We start from the raw sequence: 21,346 nt of genomic DNA, 5'->3' as shown, positions 1-21,346 counted from the left end.
TATCTCAGCAAAGAATCAGAAAAAGAATGACGCGTCGCCCGCACGTGATGTTAAGCGACCATTTACCATCAGCCCCATATGTTCCAACCAGCGTTCGAACTCGGGTGACGGACGCAGGTTAAGCAGATGACGAATAGTGGCGGTATCGTGGAAAGCGGAAGTCTGGTAATTGAGCATAATATCATCACCGAGCGGCATTCCCATGATGAAGTTACACCCTGCGGTTGCCAGCAAGATCATCAGGTTTTCATTCTGGTTTTGATCGGAATCTGCGTGGTTGGTATAGCAGCAGTCACATCCCATTGAGACGCCACTGAGTTTTCCCATAAAGTGATCTTCTAATCCGGCGCGGATAATCTGGCGATCATTGTAGAGGTATTCCGGCCCGATGAAGCCGACAACGGTATTCACCAGAAATGGGTCATAGTGGCGCGCCAAGCCATAGTTTCGTGCCTCCATCGTCACTTGATCAGCGCCAAAGTGAGCGCCGGCGGAGAGAGCGGAGCCTTGTCCAGTTTCAAGATAGAGGCAGTTATCGCCGGCAAGACGGCAATATTCCGCGCCAACGGCACGCGCTTCGTCTAACATAGCCAATTCTACGCCAAACTCTTTTAGCCCTTTTTCACTGCCGCAGATACTTTGGAAAATTAAACCACCCGGCGCGCCACGCTTAATAGCTTCTATCTGGGTTGTGACGTGGGCTAAAACACAGCCTTGAGTCGGGATAGCGAATTTGTCGATCACCTCATAGAGGGTATCCAGCACGCGAGTGAGATTTTCCACATCATCAGTTACCGGATTAACGCCGATAACCGCGTCGCCAACGCCAAACGATAGCCCTTCGTAAATCTGGGCCAGAATGCTTTGTACATCGTCGCGGGTATCGTTAGGTTGCAGCCGGGCGCTGAACGTTCCCGGCGTCCCGATGGTGGTATTGGCTTTTTTGATCACCGGCATTTTTTTCGCGCCATAGATCAGGTCCGCATTGGAGCTGATTTTCGCCACGGCGGCAACGACTTCGGAGCTTATCCCTTTACGCAGAAAGGCGATATCATCCACGCTGGTATCGTCGCTTAATATGTATTCACGCAGTTCACCGATACGCCAGTTTTTTATGCGGGTGTAGGCAATTTCATTAATGTCATCCTGAATAATGCGAGTCACGCAATCCTCTTCATAAGGAATAATCGGATTCATGCGAATATCCGCAATCGTCATTTCCGAAAGGACATGTTTAGCCGCTACCCGTTGTTGGGAACTTTCGGCAGCCACCCCGGCTAGCATATCTCCAGAACGCAATTCGTTAGCCATTGCCAGCACCTGTTTGACATCTTTAAACTGATAGGTCTTACCAAAAAGCTGAGTTTTCAATTTCATGTTTACGCTCTCTCAGGAAGGAAAAGCCAGTGATTTGATAGTGACGGGAACCACAGTGCCATTAAATAGTGGCGTGCCAATGTCGATATAATCCCCGGTGCGGGTGATAACTTCATCGATAACCGCCAGCGGCCGTTCTCTCATCAGAGGATGTAACAGCATACCCAATGCCTTACCAAAATCTTGACCGGCGACGATGAGCAGCGGGTAAGAAGAGGGATAGCGGGCGGTGAAATTCTGTAAAGCGGTAATGCATGTCTGTACGGCGGCATAATTCACCGGCAGGGCATCGGGTAGGGCCAATGCATATAGATCCTGTTCGGCATTCAGATCCATTTGTGTGAGTGCATGTTGCCAGGCTTCTGCCAGCGATTCAGCGGCTTCTGTGTCAGGATGGACGACGGGAATGTTGCGCAGTGGTAGTGATAGTGTATCGAGCCAAATGGTGCTGCCGGATAACGATAATGTATGAGCGCCGGCGCCAATCACGGTAGCACGCACGGTTTGTTTTGGCACTTGCAGCGGTAGTTTGGTGAAATCGTTATCACGATGGATAGCTTGCGCCAGCGATGGCCCTAAATCGTGAAAACGGAATAGATCATGATCCGATGCTTCACGGTAACACTCGCCTACCCCGCCGGAGAGGGTAACTGCATAGAGTTCATCACAATTTGGCAGCGGTTCGGTCATTAGTAATTGTTGTGTCAGTGGTGTGAGTTGCCCGGTGACGACTTCCCGCAGCAATTGGGACATCCGCGTAGCAATTTGTTGTAATTGCGTGGCTGTCAGATGTTGAATATCTGTGTTTTCGCCAAATAATGAATCAACGATGAGCGATCCGGGCGGATGCGCCCGTAAAACTTTCCCTTGAGGGTCGGTCTCCAATAAGCGGCCGCCGACATTTAAGCAAGCGGAGGCGATAAGTCGCCCGGCGTCAAATAGCGCATAGTTGGCTGTGCCGCCGCCGATGTCAATGTTGAGTACCCTCGCCATTTTTTGCTGTGACAGTTCCTGAGCGCCGGAACCAAAACCGGCAATCATTGATTCCAGATGTGGTCCCGCTGTCGCGACAACAAAATCCCCTAATTTTTGCGCCAGTGTCATAATCGCAGGGCGTGCATTGCATGTTTTCGCGGTTTCACCCGTAATGATAACCGCGCCGGAATCAATGCTTTCCGGATCGATGTTGGCTGCCTGATATTGTGCCAGGATCAAGTTGAACAGCTCGTCTTCACGCAATTGTCCGGCGAAGTCCACGGGGGTGAATAACACCGGGCTTTGCCAGATAATCTCGCGGCTAACAAACTCGTAGCGTGGCACTTGTGATACCGCGGCACGGTTCACCAGTGACAGACGTGAAAAGATCACTTGTGTGGTGGTAGTGCCGATGTCAATTCCGACACTGAATAATTCCTTGGATTCCATCGCTACGCCTCTTGTCTGTAATAAGGCGTATGTTGGCATTTTTTTTTATCAATCAGTATTAAATGTCGTCAATTTGGTTGAAAAGTCAACGGTAGTCACAAAAGTATTAAGGGTTATAATAAAAATGGCGTATACCCGTCATCTTTCAAGTTGCCTCTTTGTTGGCTGCACTCACTTACCCCGGTCACATAGTTCTCTATGCTCCCGGGAATTCGCTCCCTTGCCGCCGCGATGCATCTTGAAATCCATAGGGTATAGATAAGATGCACGGCGAAGTTGCTAAGGGAAACAAGCAGATAAAGCTGCAATGTGTCAGGACAGAGGGTTATCATCAATACATTAATAAAAATGAATAATTGTTGATCTTACACCAGATCGCGTTGCTGGCTATCGGTTATATATCTTCTAACAGACTTTCGTTAAGGGTGAGAAAAATGATGAATAGCGGAAAAGTTTGGTTGGTAGGCGCTGGTCCAGGCGATGCGGCGCTGATTACTGTCAGAGGATTACATTGTATCCGTCAGGCTGAGGCGCTGGTGTATGATCGATTAGTTAGCCCGGACCTGTTATCCGAAGCGCCTGATAACTGCAAAATGATTAATGTCGGTAAAACGCCGAACTATCACCCGGTGCCGCAACGGCAAATTAATCAGATCTTGGTAGAGTGTGCGCAACAAGGGTTAAATGTCGTCCGGCTGAAAGGGGGAGATCCCTATGTGTTTGGCCGTGGTGGCGAAGAGGCGGAAGCTTTGGCACGGGCGAAAATCCCTTTTGAAGTGGTACCGGGCATCAGCTCATCAATTGGTGGTTTGGCTTGTGCCGGTATCCCGGTCACCCATCGTGATTATGCATCAGGTTTTCATGTTATTACCGGCCATTTGCGTCAGGGAAATGAATCACAGGATTGGGCGACGCTGGCAAAGCTGGAAGGTACGCTGGTGATCTTAATGGGCATGACCCAACTGGCGAGTATCTGTGAGCAATTGATCGCAGGCGGTAAAGCGCCGACAACGCCGGCGGCGGTTGTAATGTATGCCAGCCATCAGCAACAGCAGGTCGCCAGTGCAACCCTGTTAACTCTGGCTCAGCGGGTGGCGGCTCAGGGATTGACTGCGCCAGCGTTGATTGTGATTGGTGATGTGGTGCGTCTGCGGGAAACATTGGCTTTTAGTCGGGATCGTCTATTGCTCTCTTCCGTTCCATCATTGATGGCGCTTTGATGCTCTATTTAATATCTGGAGAGAGGATTTGATGAGCGAACATGGCGGGAATGCGCTGGAAATGGCGCTGAAAATGGGTGTTGCGGTAGAAGAGATGGTTGATTTTAGCGCGAATATTAACCCATTAGGGATGCCGGAGTCCTTGAAAGCGGCCATTATCAACCAATTGCAGTGCGCAGAGTGCTACCCCGATACCGAATATCGCCGATTGCATGCAGCGTTAGCGCAGGCTCATCATTGCGCTGTTGAAAACCTGATGGCGGGTAATGGCGCCACTGAATTGATTTATGCTGTGGTGAATTATCTTAAGCCGCGCCGAGCCATGTTGCTAATACCGGGATTTGCTGAATATCGGAAAGCCTTACAGCGGGTTGATTGCCAGATTGATGAGTATGTAATGTGTGAAGCTGATGGTTATCAGCCTAATCAGCGTTTATTGGCGGCATTGGATCGATGTCGCCCTGATTGCTTGTTTCTTGCTACACCGAACAATCCGACGGGTTTAATGCCAGATACTGTGCTATTGCAAGCGGTATTTGAACGTTGTCGTCAGCATAATATTGCATTGATTGTCGATGAGGCGTTTATCGATTTCCTCCCGGGTGTTGCTGGATTTATTCCTCAGATAGCGCATGTTCCTCGTCTTTATATTCTGCGTTCACTCACGAAATTTTTTGCTATTCCGGGGCTGCGCCTTGGTTATCTGGTCAGTAGTGATGTAACGGGGATTCAGGCAATGAAGCGCTGGCGGGAACCGTGGACGATTAATGCTTTCGCGGCATTGGCCGGTGAAATTGTTCTTAATGATAAGGATTACATTCAAGCAACACACCGCTGGTTAGCTGAACAACAACGTTGGCTTTATCAGGCGTTGACTGCATTACCGGCATTGCGTGTTTGGCCTCCTGCGGCAAATTATATCTTCCTGCATTGTCTGCGCCCGGAAATTAATCTTCAACAAGCATTGTTGAAACAGAGAATACTGATTCGCCATTGTGCTAACTATCCCGGCTTGGACGCGGCTTATTATCGGGTCGCCATCAAGGGTGAACATGATAATCGCCGTCTGGTATCGGCGTTACATCAGGTATTCAATTATGGCTAAAGCGCGTTGTCCCGCATCGTGTGGTGAACTTATCCAAGGATGGATACTTGGTGGTGAGAAATTGATCTCTTGTCCGGTGAATTGGTTCAGCGAGGTGTCTGTTACCGATGGCGTGCCGGGAAAAGATGAACGTCCCCGCATGCGCCAAATGATGAAAACTGTACTGGCGTATTTTGGTTTATCGGTGGAGATGGCGCGAGGTTTACGGCTCTCCTTTACTTCTACGATCCCAGTAGCGAAAGGGCTGGCAAGTAGTACCGCTGATATTGCCGCCACGGCGTTGGCGACGGCGCGTTATTTTGGGGAAACACTTGATGAAACGACCTTGGCTGGCTTTTGCGTACAGCTTGAGCCTACTGATAGCACGTTATTTAGCCAACTTACCTTGTTTGATCATCAAACGGCTGCTACTCAGATTGCTTGTGACTGGCAGCCATCTATCGATATTTTGTTATTGGAAAGCAGGGAAACTTTGATCACGGCTGATTATCACCGTTTAGATCGCCATCCGGTATTACTGGAGAATGCCGCAGTGCTAGAGCATGCCTGGAGACTATTTTGTCAGGCTGTTACTACCCAGAATTGTTGGCGATTGGGAGAAGCCACAACACTCAGTGCACAGGCCAGTCAAAAGTTGTTGGTAAAACCGGCGTTTGACAGTTTGTTGGAACTAGTGGAACGGAGTGGGATCTACGGGCTGAATGTTGCTCATAGTGGCAGTATTGTCGGGTTATTGTGCGATCGCCGCCATCATGATGTTGAATATCTATGCTGGTGGTTGAAACACCGAGGCATAACGCGTTTTTATCCTCGTCAGCACTTGCTGACCATGATACCGGGTGGTGTGCGTTAACTGTAGGAGGGGACTTATGTTGGATTATTTGCCGATGTTTTGTCAGATCCGGGATAAAACCTGTCTGTTAGTTGGGGGAGGTCGGGTAGCGGAGCGTAAAGCACGTCTGTTATTAGATGCCGGCGCGCATCTATTAGTTAACGCACGGGAATTCACCCCTCAATTTAAGCTATGGGGGGAGACTGACCAAGTGACACTCATTCATGGAGAGTTTGAACCTTACTGGCTTGAGCATTGTTGGCTGGTTATTGCCGCCACTAATGATGCGGTGGTGAATGGCTATGTGAGTGATTGTGCGACGGTGCGCCGCATTTTTTGCAATGTGGTGGATGAGCCACGACAAGCCAGTTTTATTACACCGTCAGTGATTGATCGTTCACCACTGGTGATTGCTATCTCCTCCGGCGGCAATGCGCCGGTATTGGTCAGATTATGGCGTGAAAAACTCGAACGATTGTTACCGATGCATCTTGGCCGTCTTGCCGCTTACGGTGGAACACTTCGTCAGCGGGTAAAACGACATTTTCATCATTTGGCGGCACGTCGTCACTTTTGGGAGCGATTTTTCACTAATGAGCGATTAATGCAATCGTTGGTGAGTCAAGATCGTCAACAAGTCGATCGGGTAATAGAAACATTATTCTCTGAGTCAACTCAAACAAATACAGACAAAACGAACTGATTAAGATATTGGAGCCAGACCAATGAGTGAGGAGCGATATAAACAGAGAAAACAGCGGCAAAAAGAGAGATTTATGGCACAAGTTGCAGCCGCCCAGGAAAGCCGGGGGATTGTCATTATCTATACCGGTAACGGCAGAGGGAGAACCACCGCGGCGATGGGGACGGTTACACGAACGTTGGGTCATGGATTAAAGGCCGGCGTTATCCAATTTATTAGAGATCAATGGTCAGTCGGTGAACGTGTTTTGTTGCAGCGGCATGGAGTAGAATTTCAATTAATATCAATGAATTTGACCGGAGAAATGCACAATCGTGCTAAGAATATTGCCGCTTGTACCGAGGTTTGGCAGCATGCGTTGCGCATGATGCGTGATCCTGAATTATCATTGGTAGTGCTTAACGAATTGGCTTGCGCGATCAACAACGGTTATCTATTACTCGATGAAATTATCGAAGCATTAAACGGGCGGCCAATTAATCAGACGGTGATAATTACCGGACAAGATTACCCTGCTGAATTAATTGAACTGGCAGATACGGTTAGTGAAATGCGTCCGGTAAAATATGCTTTCACTTAATTATGCGTTTTCCAGTTATCACATCAGATGAAGAGTGATTTACTTTTTTATCTTGTTTAACCAGTGTATTAATTTCTCTCATGGTGATATTTGATACTGTGCCAGATTTATGAAAACGCTCTGCCATTTTCTGCATTTTGATGAGTCGATTATTATTCATTAATGTTACCTCGATTAGTAGACCAGATGAATAAGTTGCCTTCAAGATTCTTGTCATTGATATTAAGAAAGTTTTTGGCTAATAGATTATAAACTTTCAACAGCTTATTGGGAATGTCTTTAGTTAGTGAGTTGTCGTCCATGAAAGCTGAGAAATCATCGGTGGTAAAAATTTTCATTAAGAGTATTTATTATTAAAATTATAGTTAGCCGAATGTAATTATATTTCTGTAGTATTAAAAACATACCGGATAATTATTTTTTAAATAATTTGAAATTAATAATAAAATTTCCACTTATGTTTGCTTAGATTAAGTATATAAAAGCCAATTAATATTGAGGTAATTAATTCACTGGTTGTGATGAACTTTATTGAGTATATATTCTATAAAGCGTGACAATACATTAAATCAAATTCCATGTAATATATTCCACAATCCAATAATTTAAATTTATTTACAAGCTAGGATTTATATCTAATATTGTCGACGGAATAAATATAACGTCAATTTAAGTTTTGATATGTGAAACGAGTACGCGTAATCCATATCATATTCTGTTGCACATTTTATTAAGTTTCAAACAACGCATAGTTATTTAATTTATAAATTAAGAGGTTTAATATGTCTATTGAAAATACCAATGTAGCTGAACAAACAACAGGTAAGGATTCAGTTGTACTTGGACATGCAGAAGCACCGGCAATACATTCTATCGCAATTGGCGCTTCACCCCGAAATTCTAAAACAATCAGTGAAGCGGCTATTGCCATTGGGCAAAATCAAATTGCGGGTAAACAAGGTGATACGAAAGTAGTTTGGCCCATTGCGATTGGTGCGGATTCTGTATCCAATGGTTTGGCTTCTATCGCTTTGGGACAGAAGGTGACGGCTAGTGCGGCTCAGGCGGTGGCGATTGGTCAACACTCTTCTGCAACAGAAAAAGGAAGCGTTGCATTAGGTGCGGATTCTATTGCTAATAAACCGAATGTTGTTTCTGTAGGGAAAACCGGCCATGAACGTAAGATTATACATGTTGCGGCTGGGGAGATTTCAAATCACAGCTCCGAGGCGGTTAATGGTCAGCAGTTATATGCTGAATCGGCAAGGATTGATATATTATTGGATGCAAAGAATAAGGAATTGGAAGAGAAACTTCAATCTCTGGAAAGTGATATAGCTAATCTTACTTTGCTACTTCAAAATAGTGTGGATGATGTTGCATCATTGAAGAAACGACTTCTCGATGCATTGAATTATTAATATTCGTTGATTATTATTTCATATATTCTTGGCTGTTAGGCTGGCTGAGAATATATGATAAATGATTTAGTGGCAGGATTATTATTTGATAATGATTTATGGGGTATATTACAATGAATAACAGAATAATTTCCCTGCTCGATTTCACATACTAACTGCATTTGCTTGGGTAAATTATATAAATGGTTGTGTTGAAGGGTGTGAAAATATATACAAATAACATAGTGTCGGTTTGTATTTGATGGGCTAGATAAGCCATTATATTTAGTGAAGCTACATAATACATTAAATAAACCCATGAAATATATTTCGTAACCACATGGTTTTAATTTATTTACAAATTGCATTTTTCGTATAATAATTCATTCTAACGATGGTGGTGTTAATTTTGGTCTGAGTGAAAAGTTGGGGAGGGGTATAATGATGTTTTTAAATTACGTTAGGTTTGTTTAATATTCTACGGTGACAAGTTTGAAAAGAAATTATTATGTATTATTTGGTTGTTTCTGATGAAAAATACTAATCTATATTATTGGGTTTATTAATCTAACAATGAGTTATAATAATTTAATTTCTGAATTAGGGGGTATATATGTCTACAGAGGATATGAATATAACTGATCAAAAAGCGGGTAAAGATTCCGTTGTTGTTGGGAATGCAGAAGCACCAGCAATATATGCTATAGCAATTGGTGCTTCACCACTTATTTCTAAATCAATTAGTGAGGGTGCTATTGCTATTGGGCAAAATCAACTGGCAGGTAGAGAAGAGAATCAAAATCAGAATTATAAAGTCATATGGCCAATTGCGATTGGCGCTGATTCTGTATCCAGTGGTTCAGCTTCTATTGCCCTTGGGCAAAAGGTTGTTTCTAGTGGGATTCAGTCAGTAGCTATTAGTCAAAACTCCACTTCAACAGGAAGTTCGAGTGTTGCAGTGGGAGCAGATTCTCAATCCAGCGGCTCGTCTTCTATTGCTCTGGGGAAAAAAGCGACTGCCAGGGGGAATCAGGCAGTAGCAATTAGTCAAAATTCCTCTGCAACAGGAAGTTCGAGCGTTGCACTAGGAGAAGGATCTGAATCCAGCGGCTCGTCTTCTATTGCTCTGGGGCAAAAGGTTTCTGTTAGTGGGTCTCAAGCAATTGTGATTGGTCAAAACTCCTCTGTAACAGGAAGTAGGAGTATTGTATTGGGATCAGACTGTCAATCCAGCTCTTCGTCTTCTATTGCTGTGGGGCAAAAGGTTAGTATTAGTGCGTCTCAGGGAATTGCGATTGGGCAAAACGCCTCTGTAACAGCAAGTGGGGGCATTGCATTAGGCGTAAATTCTGTTGCCAGCAAATCGAATGTTGTTTCTGTAGGAAGACCGGGTAATCAACGTAAGATTGTGAATGTTGCTGCCGGAGATATTTCTAGAAATAGTACGGAGGCGGTGAATGGTCAGCAATTATATGCTGAATTGACAAGAATGGGTGCATTGGATATAAAAAACAAGCAACTGGAAATGGATATTAAAAAGCTGGAGAATACGATAAATAATCTTACCCGTTCTATTACTAATCTTACTCTTCTGTGTCAGAAAAATGCGGATGAAGTTGCTTTATTGAAGAAATGAACTCTTAACGTATTGGATTATTAATAACAAATGGATTCGGCTAAACTAATAAGTGCATTTTCAGGGGGGAGGTTAGTTGCTATTATCTTAGCCTCTTTCCTTCTCCAAAGGAAAATGCACTGAAGTTCATCAACCATTAGCAGAAAGTTGAAACGAAATCAGGAAATATACCCTATGGATTTCAAGATGGATCGCGGCGGCAAGGGAGTGAATCCCCGGGAGCATAGATAATTCCCGAAACAGACTCATCTTGAGATGTTTTCTTGCTAACATCTTATTAAGTAAGCAACAAAAATAACCCAGGAAATAGAAAAACGGATTAGCCGGTTAATTTAACAGGGGTTAAGCCCTGAACATAAAAGCCAGCTCGGAAACTGGCTGTTCACGTATCGGGTAAAAAAATAGACTTAAAGAAAGCGAGGTGTTGACAGGTAGACAACAACGCTATGAACACTTGAGATGAAAGATGTAACAGATTTCATGATGAACTCTCTTTATTGGTAAAATGTGATTTGTTTCACGAAAATCCAAATTATGGCTGTGATTTTAATCAGAAAAACTTCAGAGTCAAGCAGTTTTAAAAATTATTTTAAAGATTAAAATAATTTTGCATCGGTGTTTTAGATGATAAAGTGAGCAAATCTTGCAGAGGAAGGTACTGAGCGTAAGATTGCATATTAGTTGGCATAATCCGTCAGTCGTTACATGAGAAAGCAATGGTACATGATAGCTAACCGTCGTTATCGGTTTGGCGCAAATCTAGCGAGACAAAACCGTACTGAAAGGATTTATTGGTTTTCTATTTATTTTCATTCACCGCTGTGCGCTATCAACCATCTTGGATTTCCTCCGAAGATTAACCTCAAACTAAATATCGATATTTTCTCCATACTTTTAGTAAAACATCTATGTTAATCTCAATATTCAAGCTAAAAGTTAGGAGTTCTTAAGTGAAGAATATAGTGATTCGCCATGTTGAAGAAGGCGATTGTGAACAAATTCGTCAGTTATACGCTAACCCACAAGTTTACTGTGGTACTTTACAATTACCTTATCCTTCTCTGGAGACATGGATAAAGCGTATTACAAATCTTTCGGCTGGATGTTTCTCTTTAGTTGCTTGTATTGATGGGGAAATTGTGGGTCAGGTTGGTATTGAAATATGCCAAAACTTGCGGCGTCGCCATGTTGCTACTTTTGGCATGGGGGTACATGCTGATTACCAGGGACAGGGTATTGGTAGTGAATTAATGGAGGCTATGCTCGACATGTGTGATAATTGGTTGAACATTGAACGTATAGAGTTGGAAGTATATACAGATAATGATGCTGCTATCGCGTTATATAAAAAATTTGGATTTGAGATTGAAGGAACGGCTAAACGTTATGCTTTTCGTCATGGTCGATATACTGACGCCTATTACATGAGTAGGATTTCAGATATTAATGGGAAATTCCAATCTACACTAGAGAGCTAATTTACTTTAGGCGTAATTTGATATGGTAAATATAGAGATGAAATTAGATATATTTATTATATCAACTAATGAAAAAAATGAAAATTTAATTGGCTTTTCAGGATTAGTAGATATTTAATAGCCAGCAAAATGCTGGCTATTTACTTAATGAAACTAAAGAGTATGCGTTTATCAGAGAAATCTCAAGAAATATATAAATAAATTGAAAATAGATAAGGGTGATTTTTAGATATTAAATTATTTACTAATGTCAATTATATAAAAATAGTTACCCCTTTTAGTTATAAGAACATTTCATTATACTTTTTCTAGACTATTATTGATGTGAATTGCGATAAATTACCCTTCAATAATTTAACATGTTAATTATAGAATAATGTTATTTAACTCAAGGAGAATATATGAATCTAAAGAATGATTTTAAGGCTTTTTCTATTGATAATAATGCTAATGTCATAAGTCAGCAAGGATATGAAGAGAGTGTGGAATTGCAAACTGGCTTTCCACCATATTCTATGGCGCCTCACATATTAAATAAGGTATTGCGTCAATCGTCAACCATATCGTCCGTTGTGGCTAATTTCATTGCGACACAATCGGGCGGTGATATTCTAGATGATGGAAATGTAGCTAAACTTACCGAGCAACTAAATAAAGCATTGAAACAAAAGATCACAACAGAAACCCCCAGTGCTTCATTAACTCAGGCAGGTGTTGTTCAGCTTACTGATGTCATTGGTAACAGTGATATATTGGCAGTGACACAAAAGCTTGCTCAGGAAATAGTAAATTCATTACGTGAAGATATTAATACCAGAGTACCTAATAGCCGCAAGGTGAATGGAAGAATACTGTCGAATGATATTAACCTCAATGCTGGGGATGTAGGGAGTTATACTAAATCTGAATCTGATGTTCGATATGGCAATAAAAACACAGCCTTAAAATCTGCAAATGGCTGGTGGAAATGTGGTGATACAGGAATAATCTATCAGTGGGGGGTTGTAACAGGGAGCGATAATTATTTGGTTAACTTTCCTATTAGCTTTCCTAGTGCATGTACAACTGTGGTTGCGACAACTGATGGTAGAAGAAAATCTTCGTCTCCGATCTTCGATCGTTGTTTTGTTGAAGTTGGTGATATTACAGCAGTATCTTTTACAGCAACAACTATTGGTGCATTAAACACTGATTTCCGGGCGCGAGCAGTCCATTGGATGGCTATTGGATACTAAAAGTACATTATTCTTCTGAGGGGTGAATACTGTATAGGGAATAAAAATGGTTTATCAGAATAAGCCGATATTTCCACTACTAACAAAGGTATTTACCTCATTTCTGATGTTAATTAGCTGAAACAACCAAAGTAAAAACAAAGTTATATGGTCTTGACATATTATTGACAAAGCGCTGTCTAAATAGTCAGCGCTTTTAGAATATTGGAAAATTCAGTCTGAGATATAAGAATAAATAATGACGAAGTGAAATATTTTAAATGTTGAATATGAGTGGTTTGAATATATTTCTGATTGAAACTTGTTGGTTTTTTTTCTTTCCTCTAATGATATAAAAATAATTATTCTTCTAAGTTAGAAGAACATTTTATTATTATTTTTATGAATTAAACTATGGCTGCCGTAAATTATGATGAGTTTCTTTAATAATAATTAAATATATAAATTAATAATATTTAATCTAAGGGGTGTATATGAGTACTAAGAATGATTTTAAGGCTTTTTCTATTAGTAATGATGCTAATGTAGTGAGTCAGGAGAAATATGAGAAAGATCAGAGTTTGCAGGCTGGATTTCCACCAGATAATATTACTAGTAATCTGCTAAACAAAGTATTACGTCAATCGTCAACAATAGCATCTGTCGTGGCTAATTTTATTGCGACACAATCTGGCAGTGATATTTTGGATGATGGCGATGTAGCTAAACTTGCTGAGCAATTAAATAAGGCATTAAAACAAAAAATCACAACAGAAGTTCCCAATGCTTCATTAACACAAAAAGGTATTGTTCAGCTTACTAATGTGGTGGGCGATAGTAACACATTAGCTGTTACACAAAAGCTTGCTCAGGAAATAGTAAATTCATTGCGTGAAAGTATTAATACCAAGGTACCCAACACTCGAAAAATTAACGGGAAATTATTGTCTGAGGATATCACCATTACTTCTCAAGATATTTTGGGCGGGCAGGCGATTAGTTTAGGTGATAAAGCAGATTTGAATAGCTACAAAACACCGGGAATTTATCATCAAGAGTATGATGCTCATGCTAAAAATGGCCTTAATTATCCTGAGTTTCTCGCCGGTGCTCTTGTTGTATTGAAATCGGCAGGGACCGTTCAACGTTATTTTGTCTATAATAGTAGTCGAGTATATACACGTAGTCAGTTTCATGATAATCCGTGGACACCTTGGACGAGAGAATATAATACGCTGAATAAACCTACTGCCGAGGATATTGGCGCATATACAAAAATAGAATCTGATTCTCGGTATATTGCAGGAATTCGCAAGGTGAATGGAAAATCTTTAGCTACGGATGTCACTATTACTTCTCAGGATATTTTGAGTGGGCAGGCGATTAGTTTAGGTGATAATGTAAATTTGGATTACTGTAAAACACCCGGGATTTATTATCAGGATTATAATGCTCATGCTAAAAATGGCGTCAATTACCCTGAACCTCTTTCTGGTTCGCTTATTGTGTTGAAAGCCGCTGGGATCATTCAACGTTATTTTGTTTATAATAGCAGCCGGGTATATACACGTAGCCAATTCCATGATAATCCTTGGACACCTTGGGCCCAAGAATATAACACATTGAATAAACCCGCTGACAGGGTTATTAGCGGATATACAAAAGCAGAAGTAGATAACCTGGTTAATGCTAAAGGAAATAAAAATACAGCGTTGAAATCAGTGAATGGTTGGTGGAAATGTGGGGATACTGGAGTGATTTATCAGTGGGGGATTGTAAACTGGGCAGCATATGATACACCGGTTAATTTTCCTATCCAGTTTCCTAATGCTTGTGTAAATGTTTCGTTGACATTGGGTGATAAGTCTGATTTATCATCATCACATAATGTTGTTGCCAGACAATTGTCTGTGACAGGATTTAGTTATTGGGCATATGAGACTGAAAACTCTGCGTTTTGGTTTGCGGTAGGATATTAATATGTAATTTATAATGTAAAAATAAGTGTTTTTTATTTTTGCATTGCTTCTCAAAACTTGAACAGTTTAAACTGAGTGGCTATTAAAGTCTGAATTTTGTATTTAACGAGGGTCAGGCTTTTTGATTTTGTTTTTTAATTTATACGAAAATAGTCAATATTCTGATTGATAATAATTTTTTGCTATTTTTATGAACTAGATTATTTTCGGTGTGCATTGCGATAGGTTTATTTTGCAATAATTAACTGTGTTTTTTGTAAATAATATTATTCAATTTGAGGATTATATATGAGTGCCAAAAATGATTTTAAGGCTTTTTCTGTTAGTGATAATGCTAATGTAGTGAGCCAAGCGAAGTATGAAGAAAACCAGAGCTTGCAGACCGGATTTCCATCCGATAATATTCCTGCTAATCTATTAAATAAGGTATTGCGTCAATCATCAACCATATCATCTGTGATAGCTAATTTTATCGCGACCCAATCTGGCAATGATATTTTGGATGATGGTAATATAGCTAAACTTACCGATCAACTAAATAGGGCCTTAGAACAAAAAATTGCAACAGAAGTTCCAAATGCCTCATTAACACGAAAAGGAATTGTTCAGCTTACTGATGTCGTGGGTAATAGTGACACATTAGTTGTTACCCAAAAACTGGTTCAGGAAATAATCAATTCATTGCGTGAAAGTATTAATACCAGAATACCAAATACCCGAAAAGTTAATGGGAAAGTATTAACTGAGGATATTAATATTACTTCTCAGGATATCCTTGCTGGACAGGCGCATAGTTTAGGTGATAATGCGAATTTGGATAATTATAAAATACCGGGGATTTATCACCAAGAGTATAATGCTCATGCCAAAAATGGTAATAATTACCCTGAGCAGTTCGCGGGTTCGCTGGTTGTATTGAAAGCGGCCGGGGTTATTCAACGTTATTTTGTCTATAACAGCAGTCGGGTATATACACGTAGTCAATTTCATGAAAGCCCGTGGACGCCTTGGACGAGAGAATATAACACACTGAATAGACCTACTGCCGGAGAGGTTGGAGCATATGCAAAAGCAGAGTCTGATTCTCGATATATTACAGGGCTCCGCAAAATTAATGGAAAAGCTTTAGCTGCGGATATCAATATTACTTCTCAAGATATCTTCGCAGGACAGTCGATTAATTTAGGTGATAACGCGGATTTAAATAGCTATAAAACACCAGGAATTTATTATCAAGAATATAATGCTCATGCCAAAAATGGCGCGAACTATCCTGAGCCGTTCGCTGGTTCACTTATTGTGTTAAAAGCAGCAGGGGTTATTCAGCGTTATTTTGTTTATAACAGTAGTCGGGTATATACGCGTAGCCAATTCCACGATAGTCCGTGGACGCCTTGGGCGCAAGAATATAACTCGTTGAATAAACCCTCTGACAAGGTTGTTGGGGAAAATACGGCAGTAGAATCTGATAATACGTATATTGCTACTGGAGAGGAATTAATACAGCAAGCAGAACATGAGAAGTCTCGGTTATTGATTAAAGCTAATAATCTTGTCGCTCCACTACAAGACTCTGTTGATTTAGGCATTGCCACCGAAGCAGAAAAAGCAGTTCTACTGGAATGGAAGAAATATAGGGTAATGTTGAGCAAAGCTGATATTTCATTGGCTCCTAATGTTGAGTGGCCGGAGCAGCCAAAATAATGGTCTGAATAAATAGGTTATTCATACAATGGTTTTGTTGATATTGGGAGTAAGATATTGAAATATTCAGTCTAAAACTTGAAATGAAAAATCTGTAATAAGAAATTTTGGTCTAATAGGCGTGAATTTAAGTAAATCATCTATGTAACAATTTAATATATTAATTGTAAAATAATATCATTAAGTTTAAGGGGGAGATATGACCATAAAAAATGATTTTAAGGCTTTTTATACTAGTAATAATGCTAATTATGAAGAGACATAGAAATTGGTTAATATGATACCGGTAATTTATTTGGGTGTGTAGAGTATAAGCTAGCACTTATTTATTGGTTAGTCTGATGCAGTAATTCTTTGATAAATGCCCTAAGAATATAGCCAGAATTTAAATATGGATTTTGGCTATATATTAATAATATGGAAAGTTATAAAGAAAAATCTCTGTTAACGGGCCTGAATAAATAGGATTTTTATTCAGGCCATTTTTTGTTGCTATAATTAAAATATTGTAAAATTATATTCTTGATTTAAAGATAAAATAATTTCAGGAAAAAATAAAGATATGAAAAATAATAATTAAGAATGTTGAATATAATGATTTTAGGGATGTTTTTGATTGCAGTATATCGTATTATTTATTGTTGGAAATTATATAAAAATAGTTACTCCTTTTAGTTATAAAAATATTTCATTATTGTTTTTCTAAACTAGACTATTATCGATATGAATTGTGAGAAATCATCTTTAGTGATAGTTCAATATGTTTATTATGAAATAATGTCATTTAATTTAAGGAGATATATATGAGTGCCAAAAATGATTTTAAAGCCTTTGCTATTAGTAATAACGCTAATGTGTTGAGTCAACAAGGCTATGAAGTATATCCAGAGTTGTTAATTGGGTTTCCAGACAATCAGTATATTCCTAATCACGTATTAAATAAGATATTGCGTCAAACATCAACTATATCATCTGCTATAGCTGATTTTATTGCGACAGAATCTGGCACTGATGTTTTGGATGATGGTAATGTACCCAAAATCACCTCACGCTTCAAAAGCGTATTAGAACAAAAAATTGCCAAATGTTGTAATCTTAATGTGAATACGGCTAACAAGGTTGTGAATGGTTGGTGGAAATGTGGTGATACTGGAATAATTATCCAGTGGGGCCAGGCAAACGGCTCTATGAATATAAATGATTATAGAAATTTTCCGATTCCATTCCCTAATGCTTGTTTCCAGATTGTTGCAACATATTCTGAGTTTGAAAATGCTGGCGCTGGAGTTGCTGCTTTACCTATTTCTGCAAGTCAATTTATTATAACATGCAGAAATGGTGCATCCCAGTTAGCAGGTAATTTTGTAAGATATTTGGCGATAGGGTATTAATTATGTATTTTTATAGCGCGAAGACAAATTCATTCTATCCTATAGAATTGGAACAAAATTATATTGCTTCTGGTTCATTGCCCGATGATATTATTGAGGTTAGTCTTGATATTTATCAAGAATACGCCGCGAATAATGCGCCAGAAGGAAAGTATCGTATAGCAGGTCAGAATGGTTTACCAGAATGGGCAGATATTCCTCCACCAACGAAGGAAGAATTGCAGCAATATGTTGAAAGCAAAAAGCAACAATTTATTTTGGAAGCTAGCCAGAAAATAGCACCATTACAAGATGCTGTTGATTTAGGGATTGCAACTAAAGAAGAGGACGCGGCTTTATTGGTATGGAAGAAATATAGAGTAATGCTGAACAGGATTGATATTTCACAGGTTCCCGGTATTGAATGGCCGGAACAGCCAAAATAACGAGAATGGTCTGAGTAAGTAGACTATTCATACAATGATACCAGAAGTTGGATATTTTAAATCAAATTGTTATCAAAGTCTGAGTTCTGTATTTAACAGGACTCGGATTTTTTAATTTTAATATCGAATTAGCGGTGCTTGAAGAGCTTATCTAATTCCGTAGCGCGGGCGTAAATAGATGTGCTCGGATTATTCACAGTCGTGTAGAATTTGGCTGATTATTTCCGGATAACTTCGAGGAAATCAAGAGTTGAAAACACAATTAATCTCCTGAGGAGGGAATGACGAATTAGCAAAAATTCAGGTTGTGATTTTAACTTTAATGTATTTAAAATAATGCTGAGAAATCACCAATAGGAGTAGTGTATGAGAACACTAATAGGTTTTTTGGCATTAATATTGTGTGGTGTGTCATTCCTATCATTCGGTGCGAGCTTTGATTGCGCAAAAGCTACCAGTAAGGCTGAAAAGTTAATCTGCTCGACCCCGGTATTATCCCAAGCTGATGACAACTTATATATTAATTACCTTCAGGCCAAACTGGCCACAAACAACGATGCGGACTTTAAGGCTCTGGTAAAGCAGAATTGGGAACTTCGAGAAAAATGCGTGGCAGTTGAATGTCTTCAAGACTGGTATCACCGGTCATCGGAAATGTACAGAAAGATTGCCGCAGATAAAGCAACAGAGAACTGTTATAAAGAAAGGCAAAAAATTACTCTTGATGGCACATTGTTAAGGATTACCTATCCCGGCCCACCAAATTACGAAAGCGTGGAAAACGGGGATAGCCCTGAAACTTATTGGGTGTTGCAACCGGATAAGGCGATAAAATGCGCTACAGGGGCCCCAGAATGGGGGGATCGTAGTCTGATGCAACTGGTGGTTGAGGATGAGTTTTATACCGTGTATCGAAGCCTTATTGGGCACCGCGTGCGCGTAACCGGAACCATTATGTACGCGGTTACTGGACATCACCATACACCGATAATGCTTGAAACCCAACGAATTGAAGCTGCTAAATAATTTGGAAGTAATAACAGTAGGTAACTGGCGAAGTACTACCGGTAATTAGTAAGACGGGAAGCTATTACCGGTCATTATTTGCTGAAATTCTTTCAACTATCGAAAACGGCGTAACAGTTAAAGCTGAGGAACTTAGGGACGATTAGCGTCTCTTAACGTTTAACGAATTCATGTTTCTCGCTCAGAAGGCTGGTTATCTTATCATTCATAAAAACGACCTTATGAATATAGAAAATCGTTGGTAAAATGACCACTCCACGGATGGTTTTAATAATCATCTTTATTGTGTGGACTATTATTACCAAACGGTAGTAAGCGATGAGAAGGGACGTTATGAACACAGTTTACAAAGCACATTTCGGTGATCGACAAACTAGTTTCGTTCAAGAACAGTCTTACGATTCAAGGATAGTGGTATCTGAGTACTTGAAGACAATAGCAATCTTGAACTGATTTTTGTTGATGGCCATGTTCAATGTGATGGCTCTATTATCATTGAAACCTTTCACAGACAGCGCTCTTACTTACCACCTATTTTCAGAACCGGAAACTCAAGTTCATTTATGAAATTTCGATATTCTTGAACACGGTAGATTAGGTATTAGGGTAAAGATTCAGTGTGAAGCGTTAAACAGAGAGAGTTGCAGGGAAAGATATAAGGAATAAGAGAAAAATAGTTTCCAGATGTTAAATATAAATGGATTTAGTGTTTTTTTGGTTGAGAATATTATATCTTTTACTCTTTGAATTATATAAAAATAATTAGCCTTCTGAGTTATAAGGGTGTTTTATTATTATTTTATTGAAATACACTGAATTGTGATAAGTCGTCTATGAAATAACATTATTTAATTCCAGGGGGATATATGAGTCAGAAGAATGATTTTAAGGCTTTTTCTATTAGTAATAATGCTAATGTCGTGAGTCAGAGATTATATGAAGAAAGTAAGGATTTACTGACTGGGTTTCCATCAAATGATGTTCCCACCCACTTATTAAATAAGGCGTTACGTCAATCATCAACCATATCATCTGTCTTGGCTGATTTCATCTCGACACAATCTGGCGAGGATGTTCTCGATGATGGGAATATAGCTAAACTCACCGCACAATTCAATAGAGCTTTAGAACAAAAAACCACAACAAAAGTTCCAGATGCTTCGTTAACCCAAAAGGGCGTTGTTCAGCTTACGGATGTGGTGGGTAATAGCGATACATTGGCGGTTACACAAAAGCTTGCTCAGGAAATAATAAATTTATTGCGTGAAGATATTAATAATAGAGTACCTAATACCCGGAAGGTGAATGGAAAAGCGTTAAGTACAGATATTAGTCTGAGTGCTGGGGATGTAGGAGCGTATACTAAAGCGGAAGTAGATAGCCGGGTTAATACTAAAGTTAATATGAATACAGCGAATAAGGATGTTAATGGATGGTGGAAATGTGGTGATACAGGGATAGTCTACCAGTGGGGTTTTGTAGGAGGACGTGATAATTATTTGGTTAACTTTCCCATTAGATTTCCTAATGTATGTACATCTGTGGTTGCGGCAGCCGATGCAGAATATCACTCTCCTAGCATACATCGCTGTTTTATTGAAGTTGGTGATATTAAACCAACATCTTTTGTAGCAAGAACTATTCGGGCATACAATACTGATTTCTTTCCACGAGCGATCCATTGGATGGCTATTGGATACTAAAAATATATTGTTCCTCTTTGAGGATAAATACCGTAATAGTGAGTAGATATTTATTATTAACAAAATACTTTATTTATTCCTGATGTTGAGTGGCCGCGAGTGCCGAAGTGATGGACAGTAATAATTAGATAATTTTATATTTTGGGGT

17 protein-coding genes and 2 pseudogenes are annotated in these 21,346 nt (G+C 40.0%); 16 read left to right on the top strand and 3 right to left on the bottom strand.

Features of this window, described 5'->3' with window-relative positions:
- Positions 1–15: 15 nt before the first annotated feature.
- Both Phpb_RS00660 and eutA read right to left on the bottom strand, forming a co-directional pair.
- Complete coding sequence (locus Phpb_RS00660) at positions 16–1,377, bottom strand: ethanolamine ammonia-lyase subunit EutB (RefSeq protein ID WP_065388724.1); 1,362 nt, start codon at positions 1,375–1,377, stop codon at positions 16–18.
- A gap of 12 nt (positions 1,378–1,389) precedes the next feature.
- Positions 1,390–2,802, bottom strand: coding sequence for an ethanolamine ammonia-lyase reactivating factor EutA (gene eutA, locus Phpb_RS00655; protein ID WP_065388723.1), 1,413 nt, complete (start codon positions 2,800–2,802; stop codon positions 1,390–1,392).
- 437 nt (positions 2,803–3,239) lie between these two features.
- Here eutA and cobA point away from each other — a divergent pair, with 437 nt between their 5' ends.
- From cobA to cobO, 5 genes and pseudogenes are all read left to right on the top strand, one after another.
- Positions 3,240–4,022: a uroporphyrinogen-III C-methyltransferase gene (cobA, locus tag Phpb_RS00650; RefSeq protein WP_065388775.1), complete on the top strand. Its 783-nt coding sequence runs from the start codon at positions 3,240–3,242 to the stop codon at positions 4,020–4,022.
- A gap of 31 nt (positions 4,023–4,053) precedes the next feature.
- Entirely contained in the window at positions 4,054–5,127 is a 1,074-nt protein-coding gene (gene cobD, locus Phpb_RS00645; protein ID WP_065388722.1) for a threonine-phosphate decarboxylase CobD, read from the top strand.
- Positions 5,120–5,980, top strand: coding sequence for a GHMP family kinase ATP-binding protein (locus Phpb_RS00640; protein ID WP_065388721.1), 861 nt, complete (start codon positions 5,120–5,122; stop codon positions 5,978–5,980). The genes cobD and Phpb_RS00640 overlap by 8 nt, the downstream gene beginning before the upstream one ends.
- A 19-nt stretch (positions 5,981–5,999) precedes the next feature.
- Positions 6,000–6,629, top strand: a pseudogene (locus Phpb_RS00635) (NAD(P)-dependent oxidoreductase); the annotation flags it as partial.
- A gap of 55 nt (positions 6,630–6,684) precedes the next feature.
- Positions 6,685–7,242, top strand: a complete 558-nt coding sequence (cobO, locus tag Phpb_RS00630) for a cob(I)yrinic acid a,c-diamide adenosyltransferase (RefSeq protein WP_065388719.1) — start codon at positions 6,685–6,687, stop codon at positions 7,240–7,242.
- Here cobO and Phpb_RS00625 read toward each other — a convergent pair.
- Complete coding sequence (locus tag Phpb_RS00625) at positions 7,235–7,402, bottom strand: hypothetical protein (protein WP_205634719.1); 168 nt, start codon at positions 7,400–7,402, stop codon at positions 7,235–7,237. The genes cobO and Phpb_RS00625 overlap by 8 nt on opposite strands.
- A 622-nt stretch (positions 7,403–8,024) precedes the next feature.
- On the opposite strand from Phpb_RS00625, the gene Phpb_RS00615 reads away from it, so the two are divergent.
- The 11 genes and pseudogenes from Phpb_RS00615 to Phpb_RS00570 all read left to right on the top strand — a co-directional run bounded on the left by Phpb_RS00615 (position 8,025) and on the right by Phpb_RS00570 (position 21,198).
- Positions 8,025–8,663: a hypothetical protein gene (locus tag Phpb_RS00615; protein WP_065388717.1), complete on the top strand. Its 639-nt coding sequence runs from the start codon at positions 8,025–8,027 to the stop codon at positions 8,661–8,663.
- A 592-nt stretch (positions 8,664–9,255) separates the two neighbouring features.
- A complete protein-coding gene (locus Phpb_RS25795; RefSeq protein ID WP_075489353.1) occupies positions 9,256–10,278 on the top strand; it encodes a hypothetical protein in 1,023 nt (340 codons plus the stop codon).
- A 950-nt stretch (positions 10,279–11,228) separates the two neighbouring features.
- Positions 11,229–11,756, top strand: coding sequence for a GNAT family N-acetyltransferase (locus Phpb_RS00605; RefSeq protein WP_065388716.1), 528 nt, complete (start codon positions 11,229–11,231; stop codon positions 11,754–11,756).
- 401 nt (positions 11,757–12,157) lie between these two features.
- The gene (locus Phpb_RS26435; RefSeq protein WP_240492363.1) at positions 12,158–12,991 is read left to right on the top strand and encodes a gp53-like domain-containing protein; all 834 of its coding nucleotides are present in this window, start codon (positions 12,158–12,160) and stop codon (positions 12,989–12,991) included.
- A 473-nt stretch (positions 12,992–13,464) separates the two neighbouring features.
- A complete protein-coding gene (locus Phpb_RS00595) occupies positions 13,465–14,949 on the top strand; it encodes a gp53-like domain-containing protein (protein ID WP_065388715.1) in 1,485 nt (494 codons plus the stop codon).
- Between the two features lie 288 nt (positions 14,950–15,237).
- Entirely contained in the window at positions 15,238–16,653 is a 1,416-nt protein-coding gene (locus tag Phpb_RS00590) for a tail fiber assembly protein (protein ID WP_065388714.1), read from the top strand.
- An 803-nt stretch (positions 16,654–17,456) separates the two neighbouring features.
- Positions 17,457–18,044 carry a gp53-like domain-containing protein gene (locus Phpb_RS00585; RefSeq protein ID WP_036814462.1) on the top strand — a complete coding sequence of 196 codons (588 nt, stop codon included), beginning with the start codon at positions 17,457–17,459 and terminating at the stop codon, positions 18,042–18,044.
- A 2-nt stretch (positions 18,045–18,046) separates the two neighbouring features.
- Entirely contained in the window at positions 18,047–18,469 is a 423-nt protein-coding gene (locus Phpb_RS00580) for a tail fiber assembly protein (RefSeq protein WP_065388713.1), read from the top strand.
- Positions 18,470–18,835: 366 nt separating this feature from the next.
- Positions 18,836–19,495 carry a DUF4431 domain-containing protein gene (locus tag Phpb_RS00575; protein ID WP_065388712.1) on the top strand — a complete coding sequence of 220 codons (660 nt, stop codon included), beginning with the start codon at positions 18,836–18,838 and terminating at the stop codon, positions 19,493–19,495.
- Between the two features lie 440 nt (positions 19,496–19,935).
- Positions 19,936–20,079, top strand: a pseudogene (locus tag Phpb_RS27630) (hypothetical protein); the annotation flags it as partial.
- A 282-nt stretch (positions 20,080–20,361) separates the two neighbouring features.
- Complete coding sequence (locus Phpb_RS00570) at positions 20,362–21,198, top strand: gp53-like domain-containing protein (RefSeq protein ID WP_065388711.1); 837 nt, start codon at positions 20,362–20,364, stop codon at positions 21,196–21,198.
- The last annotated feature ends 148 nt before the right edge of the window (positions 21,199–21,346 follow it).

Origin of the sequence: Photorhabdus namnaonensis (assembly GCF_001684335.1) — a bacterium.
Classification (GTDB): domain Bacteria; phylum Pseudomonadota; class Gammaproteobacteria; order Enterobacterales; family Enterobacteriaceae; genus Photorhabdus; species Photorhabdus namnaonensis.
This window is presented reverse-complemented; position numbering and strand designations above follow the sequence as displayed.